The 12919-nt window shown below is 44.3% G+C and carries 13 protein-coding genes; 6 read left to right on the top strand and 7 right to left on the bottom strand.

Going from position 1 to position 12919, the window contains the following annotated elements; translation table 11 throughout:
* Positions 1 to 11 precede the first annotated feature (11 nt).
* Positions 12 to 1046, top strand: a complete 1035-nt coding sequence (locus B7P33_RS17780) for a ThuA domain-containing protein (protein ID WP_097443587.1) — start codon at positions 12 to 14, stop codon at positions 1044 to 1046.
* A gap of 38 nt (positions 1047 to 1084) precedes the next feature.
* On the opposite strand, the gene rocD is transcribed toward B7P33_RS17780, so the two are convergent.
* From rocD to B7P33_RS17765, 3 genes are all read right to left on the bottom strand, one after another.
* Positions 1085 to 2329: an ornithine--oxo-acid transaminase gene (gene rocD / locus B7P33_RS17775; protein WP_097443586.1), complete on the bottom strand. Its 1245-nt coding sequence runs from the start codon at positions 2327 to 2329 to the stop codon at positions 1085 to 1087.
* Between the two features lie 258 nt (positions 2330 to 2587).
* Positions 2588 to 2968, bottom strand: a complete 381-nt coding sequence (locus B7P33_RS17770) for a DUF6768 family protein (RefSeq protein ID WP_097443585.1) — start codon at positions 2966 to 2968, stop codon at positions 2588 to 2590.
* The gene (locus B7P33_RS17765; protein WP_097443584.1) at positions 2949 to 3515 is read right to left on the bottom strand and encodes an RNA polymerase sigma factor; all 567 of its coding nucleotides are present in this window, start codon (positions 3513 to 3515) and stop codon (positions 2949 to 2951) included. The genes B7P33_RS17770 and B7P33_RS17765 overlap by 20 nt, the downstream gene beginning before the upstream one ends.
* Positions 3516 to 3634: 119 nt before the next feature.
* Here B7P33_RS17765 and rlmD point away from each other — a divergent pair, with 119 nt between their 5' ends.
* Genes rlmD through B7P33_RS17750 form a run of 3 tightly spaced genes read left to right on the top strand, consistent with a single transcriptional unit; the run spans position 3635 to position 6323 of the window.
* A complete protein-coding gene (gene rlmD / locus B7P33_RS17760) occupies positions 3635 to 5065 on the top strand; it encodes a 23S rRNA (uracil(1939)-C(5))-methyltransferase RlmD (RefSeq protein WP_097443583.1) in 1431 nt (476 codons plus the stop codon).
* A gap of 3 nt (positions 5066 to 5068) precedes the next feature.
* Complete coding sequence (locus B7P33_RS17755) at positions 5069 to 5581, top strand: DUF6452 family protein (protein WP_097443582.1); 513 nt, start codon at positions 5069 to 5071, stop codon at positions 5579 to 5581.
* On the top strand, positions 5562 to 6323 hold the full coding sequence (locus B7P33_RS17750; protein ID WP_245871833.1) for a DUF6048 family protein: 762 nt from the start codon (positions 5562 to 5564) through the stop codon (positions 6321 to 6323). Before B7P33_RS17755 ends, B7P33_RS17750 begins: the two co-directional genes overlap by 20 nt.
* 51 nt (positions 6324 to 6374) lie before the next feature.
* On the opposite strand, the gene B7P33_RS17745 is transcribed toward B7P33_RS17750, so the two are convergent.
* The gene (locus B7P33_RS17745; RefSeq protein ID WP_141402509.1) at positions 6375 to 6608 is read right to left on the bottom strand and encodes a hypothetical protein; all 234 of its coding nucleotides are present in this window, start codon (positions 6606 to 6608) and stop codon (positions 6375 to 6377) included.
* Positions 6592 to 7764, bottom strand: a complete 1173-nt coding sequence (locus B7P33_RS17740) for a THUMP domain-containing class I SAM-dependent RNA methyltransferase (RefSeq protein WP_097443579.1) — start codon at positions 7762 to 7764, stop codon at positions 6592 to 6594. The genes B7P33_RS17745 and B7P33_RS17740 overlap by 17 nt, the downstream gene beginning before the upstream one ends.
* A 54-nt stretch (positions 7765 to 7818) precedes the next feature.
* Between B7P33_RS17740 and B7P33_RS17735 the strand changes: the two genes are divergently transcribed.
* Together B7P33_RS17735 and B7P33_RS17730 are read left to right on the top strand one after the other, a co-directional pair.
* On the top strand, positions 7819 to 8490 hold the full coding sequence (locus B7P33_RS17735; RefSeq protein ID WP_097443578.1) for a ZIP family metal transporter: 672 nt from the start codon (positions 7819 to 7821) through the stop codon (positions 8488 to 8490).
* A complete protein-coding gene (locus tag B7P33_RS17730; RefSeq protein ID WP_097443577.1) occupies positions 8490 to 8912 on the top strand; it encodes a DUF4268 domain-containing protein in 423 nt (140 codons plus the stop codon). Before B7P33_RS17735 ends, B7P33_RS17730 begins: the two co-directional genes overlap by 1 nt.
* Before the next feature lie 88 nt (positions 8913 to 9000).
* On the opposite strand, the gene trhA is transcribed toward B7P33_RS17730, so the two are convergent.
* Together trhA and B7P33_RS17720 are read right to left on the bottom strand one after the other, a co-directional pair.
* Entirely contained in the window at positions 9001 to 9627 is a 627-nt protein-coding gene (trhA, locus tag B7P33_RS17725) for a PAQR family membrane homeostasis protein TrhA (protein WP_097443576.1), read from the bottom strand.
* Between the two features lie 38 nt (positions 9628 to 9665).
* On the bottom strand, positions 9666 to 12803 hold the full coding sequence (locus B7P33_RS17720) for a TonB-dependent receptor (protein WP_097443575.1): 3138 nt from the start codon (positions 12801 to 12803) through the stop codon (positions 9666 to 9668).
* Positions 12804 to 12919: the final 116 nt, after the last annotated feature.

Genomic DNA, 12919 nt, shown 5'->3' with positions numbered 1-12919 from the left:
ACCGAAATAACTTGAAAAACTTAGTATTACTCATTACGATATTGGGCTTTACCCTAGGAAACGCCCAGAACAAACATAGTATAACCTATAAGGGCTCCACAGGTCCGGGCCTAGGTAAAAAAATAGTTTTCATCGCCTCGGACCACGAATACCGGGGTGAAGAAACCTTACCTGCCTTGGCCCGCATACTCGCCGAGCACCACGGCTTTGAATGTACCGTGATTTGGGCATTGGACGCTGACGGGAACATACATCCGGGTAGCTCCAACATAGCCGGCTTCGAGGCCTTAAAAGAAGCCGACCTTATGGTCATGTTCGTGCGTTTCGCGGATTTCCCCGATACGCAAATGCAACATTTGAACGATTATTTGGAACGGGGCGGACCGGTAATCGGGCTACGTACCAGCACCCATGCCTTCAAAAACAAGGAAAACCAAACTTGGAACCATTACGATTTCCAATACAAAGGGGATAAAACGACTTGGAAAGGGGGCTTTGGCGAGCGCATACTCGGAGAAACCTGGGTAGGGCATTATGGTAAAAATCACGAACAATCGTCACTTTTGATCCTAGAGGAGTCCCAAAAAGCACATCCTATTTTAAGTGGGGTTACCCAACCCTGGGTACAGTGCGGTGGGTATAGGGCCTGGCCTATTGGTCCGGACCTCGAAGTTTTGGCCCTTGGCCGCATCCTTAATGGCATGACCCCCGAGTCGCCCAAAGATACCAGCAAAAGGGAAATGCCCGTAGTCTGGACCCGTACCTATTCGATGGACAATGGCGCCAAGGGAAAAGTATTTACCACCACCCATGGGGCCTCGGAAGATATCTTAAACGACGACTTTAGAAGGTTGTTGATCAACGCCCACTTTTGGGCCTTGGGTATGGAAAAAGCGATCAAGCCCAACCTGAATATCGATTTTGTAGGGCCCTACACCCCATCTAAATTTAGCTTTGACGGATACAAAAAAGGGATTAAACCGGAAGATTTACAGGATTTGAAGTCGCCGATTATGCCTTTAAAACAAAAAGCCACCAAAGAATAATCCTCAGTGGCATTTTGACTTTAGTTACTGTATAACAATTACCGCTCAAAACCTTGTAAGGTCTCGGTAATTATTCTAACGCAATCCATCAACTGCGTCTCGTCCATTACCAAAGGCGGTGCAAAACGAATGATATTGCCATGGGTCGGTTTGGCCAAAAGACCATTTTCCTTTAAGGCCACACAGATATTCCAGGCGGTCTCACTTTCTTCGGTATCATCGATAACGATGGCATTCAACAAACCTTTACCACGCACCAATTTTACGATAGCGCTGGTAGCGATGTACTTGTCCATTTCTGAACGGAACAATTGCCCCAAACGTTCGGCATTTTCGGCCAGACCTTCTTCTTTCACGACTTCAAGGGCGGCCATGGCCACAGCCGCAGCAATAGGGTTACCCCCAAAGGTACTACCATGGTTTCCGGGCTTGATCACCTCCATAATTGGGTCGTTGGCCAAAACGGCGGAAACCGGATATACCCCACCACTTAAGGCCTTGCCCAAAATAAGAATATCGGGTTTTACATCTTCGTGATCCACGGCCAAAAGTTGTCCCGTACGGGCCACCCCGGTCTGTACCTCGTCGGCAATAAACAGCACATTGTGTTTTTCACACAAGGCTTTGGCGCCTTTTAGGTAACCTTCTGAAGGTACGTACACCCCAGCTTCACCTTGAATAGGTTCCACCAAGAAACCAGCAATATTTTTATCGCTTTCCAGGGCCTTTTCCAAAGCCTCTAAGTCATTGTACTCGATTTTTATAAAGCCATTGGTAAATGGACCAAAATTCTTGCGGGCCACAGGGTCGTTACTAAAAGAAACGATGGTAGTGGTACGCCCGTGAAAGTTATTGGTACAAACCACGATTTGTGCCTCATTTTCGGCTATACCCTTTTTCTCATAAGCCCATTTTCTACAAAGCTTCAAAGCGGTTTCTACGGCTTCGGCCCCGGTATTCATGGGTAAAAGCTTATCGAAACCAAAGGTCTCGGTAGCGTATTTTTCGTAACGCCCCAACATATCGTTGTAAAAAGCCCTTGAGGTCAAGGTCAATTTTTGGGCCTGTTCGGTAAGGGCCCCAACGATCTTGGGATGACAATGCCCTTGGTTTACCGCCGAATAGGCCGAAAGGAAATCGTAATACTGTTTACCTTCGGCGTCCCATACATATACGCCTTCTCCTTTGCTCAAAACCACAGGTAAGGGGTGATAATTGTGGGCACCATACCGATTCTCCAAAGCCATGGCATCTTGCGATGTCAAATGTTCTAAAACTGCCATTCTAAATAAAAGTTAATGTGAATAAAACTACTATTCCTGCTGTACCTTTATCCTTCCGAGAGCTCGGAAATTCAGCGTAGGAGAGAAATCATCCCTAAGAAGGCGCAAATTACAAAATATTTTTAGAGGCACATCAACATCCATTCACGGTCATCCGTAACTTGATGGCCTCAGACCAAAAGAACAAAGACTAGCTGTTGGTACTATTTTTAATCGTACCTACCCCAAACCGAAACCCAAGCATTAATCTTGCCCGGTTCACTTTTTATGGGCCATGGCGGCCAGCTGCAATTCCAATCGTTTCAACTCCCGAATGATATCGTTTTTATCCATTTGAAGCCAGATATACAGCTTCATCATACTCATTAACATCATACATAAAAAAGCCCCACTGCCCCAACGGATAATCTCGTTGGTTTGATCGCTGTTGAAAAACCTAATGCCACAATAGATCAGGAACACAAAAGCTGCCAAGGTTACCAAATTCATCATTATAACCAGCCATCCCATTTTACCCTTATGAACGGCCCCTAATTTGGCCAACAACCCTTGCTCTTCCAATTCGTCATAAAAAGCGGCTTCTTCTTTACTCAAAGCTTCTTTGATCAGCTTATCGATTTTATCCATTTCCTTGCTCATGTTTCCTAGATTTTAAAAGTTCTTTGATTTTTTCCCTGCCCCGAAACAGTCGGGTCTTTACCGTGGGTTCCGTTACCCCGGTTATCTGTGCTATTTCTTTAATGTGGTAGGCATCGAGATAAAACAGGTTCAACACCTCTTGTTGCTCCAAAGGCAAGGTCTTTATGGCCTTCAATATCCATTGGAGCTTAATGGTCTTGCTATCCCCTTCTGCCTCCATTCCGATTCCGGGTTCCGATTTCCAATAGGCCGTCATTTTCACCCGTTCCTTTTGCTGTAAACGTAAGGCATCTTTAGCCTTATTGGTTACAATGGTATAGGCCCAACTTCCGAATTGGTGGGGATCCCGTAAGCGTATTATTTGATTAATGATTACCTGCCAAGCTTCTTGAACCACATCTTCTGCCAAATGTAAATCCTTGACATACCACAAGGCCTGCCTACATAATTTCGGATGCCAATATTTGACCAAGAGCCCCAAGGCCTTTTTATGGCCATTTTTATACTCTTGCACCAACCAAGCGTCTATGGTTTTACGTGAATCCAACTACTTCTTTTATACTATAGACGGTGTTTTAGCTCATAGGTTCCCAAGGCTATTCATTCCAGACCGTCATTAGGGTTTATTTAGGATTGGGAAACCCTTAAAATAGCTATTTTTGCGCCATGCGTAAAAGAAACAAACGCCAGTTGTTCGAAAAACTGGAAGTGGTAGATGCCGGGGCCAAAGGAAAATCGGTAGCCAAAGCCCCCGATGGTAGGGTGGTTTTTTTGACCAACGCCATTCCGGGTGATGTGGTCGATGTACAGACCTTTAAAAAACGAAAGAATTATTTTGAGGGCAAGGCCGTACATTTCCATAGCTATTCCGACAGGCGAACCGAGCCGGTTTGCGAACATTTTGGCAGTTGCGGGGGTTGTAAATGGCAACATATGGCCTACGATTCGCAATTGTTCTTTAAACAAAAAGAGGTGGTTCAGCATCTAGAACGTATTGGGGGGGTAGACCTACCCGAAACGCCTCCGATCTTAGGTTCGGAAAAGCAATACTACTACCGCAATAAAATGGAGTTCTCCTTTTCCAACAAACGTTGGTTATCACAAGAAGAATTGGAGAGCGATTTAGAGATAACCGACAAAAACGCTTTGGGTTTCCATATCCCTAGTATGTGGGACAAGATATTGGATATTAAAAAATGTCATTTACAGCCCGATCCCTCCAACGACATACGAAACGGACTTCGCGATTTTGCCCATACTAACGGGCTTACTTTTTACGACCCACGAGAACATACAGGGCTATTACGCACCCTGATGATACGTACCGCCACCACGGGCGAACTCATGGTTTTAGTACAGTTTGGTGAAATAGACCCTGACGGACATAACCAAGTAATGACCTATTTGCAGGAAACCTTCCCGGCCATTAGCTCCTTGTTGTATGTTATCAACACCAAACAGAACGATACCATATACGATCAAGACGTGCGTGTCTTTGCCGGAAGGGATCACATTTTTGAAGAGATGGAGGGCCTAAAATTTAAAATTACCGCCAAATCGTTCTACCAGACCAATCCCGAACAAGCCTATGAACTGTATAAGGTAGCTCGCGATTTTGCCGATCTCAAAGGCGACGAATTGGTTTATGATCTGTATACCGGTACGGGTACCATTGCCCAATTCGTGGCCCAAAAAGCCAAAAAAGTGATTGGAATCGAAGCCGTACCTGAAGCCATTGCCGATGCCAAGGTAAATGCTGAAAACAATCAAATACACAATACCGAATTCTTTGTTGGGGACATGAAAAAGGTCTTTACCCAAGAATTTTTAGATACCCATGGCATACCCGATGTGATCATAACCGATCCGCCACGCGATGGCATGCATAAAGATGTGGTGGCCCAGATATTGAAGATCGCCCCGCAAAAAGTGGTTTATGTAAGCTGTAACAGTGCTACACAAGCCCGTGACCTGGCCTTAATGGACCATATTTACCAAGTAAGTAAACTACAAACGGTAGACATGTTTCCGCAAACACATCATGTTGAAAATGTCGTACTTTTGGAGAAACGGGAAAACCCTAAAATCGAACCCTAACCTATGCTGCTAAAACGTCTCCTTGCCCTAGTTCTACTGAGTGGCTTATTTTGGCTAGCGTCTTGCGAAAAAGACGATATCTGTGTCGATGGCGATACCCCCCGATTGATCATTGAGTTTTACGATACCGATAATGTCGATAATCTGCTTCCGGTGCCCAATCTGCGTATCATTGGTGAAAATGGGGAAAAGGACACTATTCTTGTAAACCGTCAGAGTCTCAATAAAGTCGAATTACCTCTTAAGGTAAACACAGAGCGAACCGAGTTTCGATTTATTATTAATGCTGCGCAAGATGCGAACAATGAAACCGGAAACATTGATGAACTCGCTTTTGATTATATGGTAAAAGACCGTTTTGTTTCCAGGGCCTGTGGTTTTGTTGCTAATTACGAAGGCGTCACCGACGATTTAACGAATGAATTGGGTTCCAATGGCAATTGGATAGATTCCATTGAAGTGGTAGTAGATACAATAACGAACGAAAATGATACCCATGTCAAAATCTTTCATTAGTCTACTCTGCCTTTGTGGTATGCTTTGGGTCAATGCCCAAGACAAAGTCGTTGGCGATACCCTACCCAAATCGGAACGTTATGGACTAAGGGCCGGTATCGATTTAAGTAAAATCGTACGTTCATTTTTGAATGAGGATTATACCGGCTTGGAATTTGTGGCCGATTACCGCTTAAAGGAAAAACTATATCTCGCTGGCGAATTCGGTACGGAGGAGTTCACCCAACAGGAAACCTTGGGATCGGAAGAAAACAATACCCAAACCACTTTATACGAGTATACCACCTCGGGCACCTATTTTAAGGCCGGGGTCGATTATAATGTGTACGATAATTGGTATGGTATGAGCAATATGATACATGTTGGCGGTCGTGTGGCCTATAGTACCCATAGCCAAGAAGTTTTGAATTACCGCATTTACGATTCCAACCGGGTGTGGAGCCCTGATGAATTCGTTCCAGGCACTGCCGAAATCGGGAAACACGATGGGCTGAATGCCCTATGGATCGAAGCCGTTTTGGGTATAAAGGCCGAGCTTTTCGCCAATTTCTATTTGGGAGGCTCTATCCGTCTCGGCTATTTGGTAAACGATAAGGCAGCCGATAATTTTCCCAACCTATGGATTCCCGGCTTCCAAAAAGTTACGGACGAAAGTAGTTTTGGTGCCACCTACAACTACTCGCTTACTTATTTTTTACCGCTGTATAAAAAGAAGAAAGCCCCCAAGGAGGTGGAGGAATAATCAGATAGAAACCGGTCTTTTTAACGTATTCCCAACCAACAATAGCTCAATCTAATCGATGCGGCGAACCCCTTTAATAAAGGTCCATCGCATAAACAAACCTTCGCCAGCTTCGGTTTTAACAGCTTTGAACCTTGGGGCCAGAACCATGGCAATCAAGGCGGGTACCAAGGTATATACCAGCGTATTCTCGGTTAAAAAGTACTGGAATAGCCACCTTAAAATGATATAGGTCGGGGCAAAAGCCAAAAAATTGTACAATATCGATTTAGTCTTGAGTCCCATGAGATTGTTTTTTCGCTTTTTTACTACCGGCATACATTTCGAAATGCAATAGTCTCGATTCCAGTTTGCCGTTGAAAAGTTTAATTTTTCTACTCGGCCTAAGCCCCACATGTTTAATAGCCGGCAGATTCGAGGTAATGAACCATACTTTCGACCCCGGATACCCATGTTTTAAGGTTTCCCCCAAACGGGCATAAAACTTTTCCATCTGAATGTTCAAACGTTCACCATAAGGTGGGTTGAAAACCATATGCAGGGGTCCGTCCACCGGTTTTTCCGATTGAAAGAAATCTTGCCGCCGTACGGCGATATAATCATCCAAATTGGCATTTACGACATTGTCTATACTCTTTTCTACGGCCGAAGGGGCCTTATCGTACCCAATAATCTTGTGGTGGAACTCCCGGGTCTTCTTCCAGCAGGAATCCAATATCTTTTCATAGAGATCGGCATCGAAATCGGGCCATTTTTCAAAGGCAAAGCCTTTTCGGTTAATGTTTACCGGAATATTACAGGCAATCATGGCCGCCTCTACCAAAAAGGTACCGCTACCACACATGGGATCTAAAAAATCGGACTGTCCGTCCCAGCCACTCAACAACAAAATACCGGCAGCCAACACCTCGTTGATCGGGGCTATATTGGTTGCCGTTCTATACCCCCTATGGTGCAGCGAACTGCCCGAGCTATCGAGGGAAACGAAACAACGGCCTTTTTGCACATGCACCACAAAATGGAAATCAGGTTCGCGTGTATTTACCGAAGGACGTTTACCATGGTCGTCCCGAAAACGATCCACGATACCATCCTTGATCTTTTGAGCCGCAAATACCGTATTATCAATACCCTGCGAACGCCCCGTAAAGCTTATGGCAAAGGTATGGTCTACCGAAAAATGACGGCTCCAATCGATTTGGTAGATTTTCCGATAAAGATCATTTACATCGTTTACCGGAAATGATTTTAGTTGTTTTAGCACCTTAAGGGCCGTACGTAGCGAAAGGTTGGCCTTATACATAAAACCGGTATCCCCTTCAAAGGTTACCCCCCGCACCCCGGCTTTCACGTTCATGGCGCCCAGGTTCCGCAGTTCTTTGGCCAATATTTCCTCAAACCCATAAAAGGTTTTGGCCATCATTTTGAAATTGCCTTCCATGCGGCAAAAATACAGTATTTTTGTGCACTGCATTCGTGGTAATTTCATTTATACATGACCTATTTATTACCTTTTTTGGCCGTATTCATCGGCTTTTTACTTTCGGGATGGATTACCTTGAAAAAACAAGGAAGCCTTAAGTTACTACTTGCTTTCAGTGGTGCCTTTCTGTTGGCACTTACGTTATTCGAACTTCTACCTGAGGTTTATGTTTCGGGTTCTCCCAAAACCATTGGGGTTTTCATAATCCTAGGGATATTGATCCAGATATTTTTGGAATTCTTTTCCAAAGGGGCCGAACACGGTCATGTGCATATGCAGGAAGCCAGCGCCCGTTTTCCGCTGGCCCTCACCATAAGCCTATGTATCCACTCCTTTATAGAAGGCCTACCCTTGCACGACCACGGCTCATTGGTCTATGGCATAATGATCCATAAAATTCCGGTAGCCTTTATTTTAGGGGTGTATCTGCGCTCGGCCCAGGTTGGTATGCCGCGTATGCTCGCCTTTATGCTATTGTTTGCCGGTATGACCCCCTTGGGCAGCTTTGTGGCCCATGAAGCCCCTTTCTTGTTGGAATTCAAAAACCAGATTACGGCCCTTACCATTGGGGTATTCCTGCACATTTCGACCATTATCTTATTCGAAAGTTCGGAGGGGCACAGTTTTAACCTTCAAAAATTAGTGGTAATCCTGCTCGGAATGGGAACCGCATATCTGTTGTAATGTTCAGCAAGGAAGCTTCGAAAAAACTACGCCAAGACTTTTGGATCTCCTTCGGAAAATCGTTCCCTAGGAAATGGTTGTTGTACAATACCAAGATCAAAGGCTTGGCCTTCCGCTTCCATTTCGATTTAAAAAAGGCTGAGGTGGCCCTGGAGATTAGCGATGTGCCCTTGGAACGCCGAATCGAACTCTGGGAAAAGGTCGAAAGCCTAAGAACCGTAATGCAAGAAACCCTTCCCGAATTGGTTTTCGAAGATTATTTCATTCTTCCAAACGGAAAGGAAATCTCTCGGGCATACATTCGGTTAAATGGAGTTTGCATCCACAATAAAGACACTTGGCAAGAGACTATGTTGTTCCTCAAAGACAATATGGATAAGATGGAAGCTTTTTTTGAGGATTATAGGGAGTTATTGCAGTGAGTTCTACCCTTCAAAACTAATTCGAGCTTCGAGTTTTGGCTTCAAACCTGGAATACCGATTACCCCAAATCTAATCTCGATTATCGAGTTAAACCACCTCAAAATAAATCGCGGCCCAATGACTGGCCCAACCGGCCAAAACGAATACATGCCATATAGCGTGGTTATAGGGAATTTTCTTAATCGCATAAAATACGGCGCCTAGGGTATAAAAAGCGCCGCCTAAAAAGATAAGTTCCAATCCGGTAGCACTCAACCCCTCCTTTAGGTTCTTGAAATCGAAAACCACCAGCCAGCCCATGGCCAAATACAAGGCCAGGGAGATTTTTCCGAACCTTCCCGTAAAAAATAGTTTTAGAATAGCCCCAATCAGCGCAATGGTCCAAACTATCCCAAAAATCAGCCAGCCGTTACCTTGTTCCAGCGAAATCAAGGCCATGGGGCTATAGGTACCCGCAATTAGCAAATAAATGGACACATGGTCCATAATGCGCCATTTTCTACGAATCATGGCCCCGGAGGCGGCATGGTAAAGGGTAGAATATGTGAACAGGATAACCGCCGAAAGACCGAACAATACCACGGCCAGGGTAGCATACTCGGTTTTATTTGAATTTTTTACCAACAATAAGACAAAACCAATGGCCGCCAAAATGGCACCAAGGGCATGGGTGATAACATTCAGGCGTTCTTCTTTGGGGTCGATTTGATCCACGTCAATTTATTTTGGCAAAGGTAACCCAAAGTCGACTGCTAAAAGGCATAAGTGATTCCGAATTGGGCTTTCCAACGCGAGCTTTCGGTATCGATCAACCAGGGTTGATCGTTGGGATCGATATTGAACTGGTATTGGGGTACATTGTTGGCCACACCTGCAAACCGCAATAGGCTAAAACTCGAATTCAATACATTGGGTACATACACCAGGCGCCCCCAATCTTTATTGATAAAATTGAACACATTGAACATATCCAAAGACACCGAAAGCCGTTGACCTTTGCCCAATCGTTTAGAATACACCCATTTCATATCCAATTGATGGTTCCAAGGGGTTTTGGCCCCGTTTCTTTCAGCGTAAGTCCCTCGTCTTTCCCGAAGGTACCCATTAGCTTCAATATAGGCATCCAGGGCTTGCCACTGGCTTTCGGGAGTCACCACCACATTACCATCGCTATCGGTTATGGGAACCAGTTGTATGTCGTTTTGCTGTGCAGGAACGAATACCAAATCGTTACGTGAAGAACCATCTCGGTTTACATCGCCCTGATAAACGAAAGAATACGGGCTTCCTGACCTAGCCGTATATAAAAGAGAGCCTAGAAGGGAACTTTTCGTACCTAAATCGAACTCATAACTATGGGTAGAAACTATGCGATGTCTTAGGTCGAAATTGGAATAGGCCAATTCCGGGTCATTACCGAAAATCGCCTGGTTCCATTCATAATTGGCCGCTGGCGAATTGCGTACCGTACTCGAAACATCTTTACTCTTCCCATAGGTATACCCCAGATAGCCCACATATTTGCCCCAAGTTTTGTCCAGCCCAAAGCTTAGATTGTATCGATAGCCTTTATTGGTATTGGACAATACGAATACATTGGTGAAATTGGGGTTGACCTTTATTTCATCACTCGGCAGGCTATAGTAGCGCCTATTATCGGCTCCGTCGTAGGTTTCAAAAACTTCTTTACGGTTTATAGATTTGAAAAACAGGCCTTCAATTACCTTGGTATAACTCCCTTCGAGGTTAAATTTCCATTGGTTGGGCAGATTTACATTCAAGGCCAAGGTACTTTTCCAATCACGAGGAAAGGTAAAATCGGTATCTATCAGGTTTATTTCGGTAAGATTGGGCTGTTGGTTTTGCAATTCTCCTAGGTTTTCGGTTAACTCCAAACTTTCCGTTGGCCTCAAATCTATATTCAAATATTCAGTTCCTGAGATATACTCGGCATAGGCAAACCACAGATACGGAATACGCCCAGAAAACAATCCCGTGCCTCCTTTTAGGGTATAATTTTTATCGGCATCCAAGGCATAACTGAAACCAAAGCGAGGATTCAATTGTGGTTTTTTCGATATTTCGTTGGTAAAATGACTGAATTCCGGGGTATTCAAAACTTCTGGCGCTATAGGGATGGGTTCCGTTAAAAATTGCCCATCCATTCGTAACCCAAACTGAGTATTGAATCTATCGTTCCATTGGGTTTTGTATTGTAAATACAGGGCCGATTCTATAATCCCGATAGAGGCTGATGGACGGTTAGACACGAAATCGTAGTCGTTGTTCGATACATGGTACACCCCACGGACCCTTCTAGGCTGGTCAGCCAGAAAGTCATCTACGGAGGCATACTCCCAACGACCATTCCAAGCCGAAAGAAATCCATAATCCACCTTGTTGTATTGAAAAAGTCCACCAAAGGTCAAATGTCCCTTCCCTAAGGTTCGGGTAAGTTTATTGGCCATTTGAATTGTGGAAAAATCGGTATTATATACAGATGCTTCGCGATAGGTACCGGCAAAAATACGATTGGTAGCATTGGAAGCGATTTGGATATGCGGAAAAACCCGTCCGTTAAAAGTCCTGTTTTCCTGTACGGTATTATACCCTAGGGTTAGGTTGTTGGTCCAATTATTCTGAAAATTCGATTTTAGTTCCAGCGCCAAACTATTGGCCTTGCTATTATGTCGATAGCCCTGGTTCCCAAAATTGAAAATACTGCTGTTCCATTCCAGGTTATCTGCATAACTATCCACAAAATTGTTCCGAAGGGTGAGCTTATGTACTTGGGAAAGATTATAATCCAATCGGGTAAAAAGTTTGGTACTTGATGTTCGCAATTGCGCACTTTCATAAGTCCCAGGATCATACTGATAGTTATTTTGTAAATGTTCCGAAATTCGGGTTACATCATCTAAGGAGATATTCGAGTTCGCCGAACCCGGGGCGTTCAATACTGGATTTTTGGAGGCTCCCTGTTCAAAATTCAAATAAAAAAACAGTTTATCCTTTAGTATTGGACCTCCGATACCCAAGCCCCACTGATAGTCATAGAATCCGCTTCTATCTTGGGCGACTCCATCGGCATACTTGCCCACCAAAACCTGATTGTTCCCAAAACCATAAACCTCTCCACTGAGCGTATTGGTACCGTTTTTGGTAACCACATTTACATTGGCCCCATTAAAATTGCCCACAGAGACATCGAACGGACTTAGTTTTACGGAGAGTTGTTTAATGGCCCCAAAACCAATAGGTTGACTTTGGGAGAGGCTCCCTGGTGTTCCGTTGGCCGCAGAACCAGCCGCGCCACTGGCAGGCTCCTGAAAACCAATCACATCATTATTGGCGATACCATCAATATTGAGGTTGTTAAAACGATTACTGGCCCCCGCAAAAGAATTGAGATTGTTTTGGGGTATGTTTCGGGTGAGGTCTTGAATCCCACGATTAATGGTAGGGGTTCTATCGATGGCCTTTTTATTTAAAACTGTAAAGTTTCCTTTGGATTGGCCTTCAGCTGCGGTTACTATTACCTCGTCTAAGTCCAATGAGCTTTCTTGAAGTTGAATTTGATGCCTAGTTACCTCTCCCAAATAAATGGTAACCGGTTCTAATTCAAAATTTCGATAACCTATAAAGGAAGCTTCCAGTTTATATGCTGAACCCGGACTCAGGTTTTGAATGGAATAATGGCCATTTTCGGTGCTAATGGCACCATATTTGGCATTGGTAGCCGTGTCTACGATCAATACCGTTGCAAAGGCAATAGGTTGGTTGTGGGCATCGGTGATACGGCCTTCTAGGCTTCCGGTAGTTTCTTGTGCATAGCCTGTATAGGATAAGCTTAGGATAAGTAAAGAGGTAAGAAATAAGGCAAACTTCATAAATCATCTTGTTCTATCTGCGATAAGACGATAAAGCGTGTTTAGACTTACACCTTTGTTTGGAATATTTCTGAGGGAAAGACCTTTTGTAATATTGGCCCATAAAAAAACCCCCA

The organism is Sediminicola luteus, from assembly GCF_002514735.1.
Taxonomy (GTDB): Bacteria; Bacteroidota; Bacteroidia; order Flavobacteriales; family Flavobacteriaceae; genus HQA918.
This window is presented reverse-complemented; position numbering and strand designations above follow the sequence as displayed.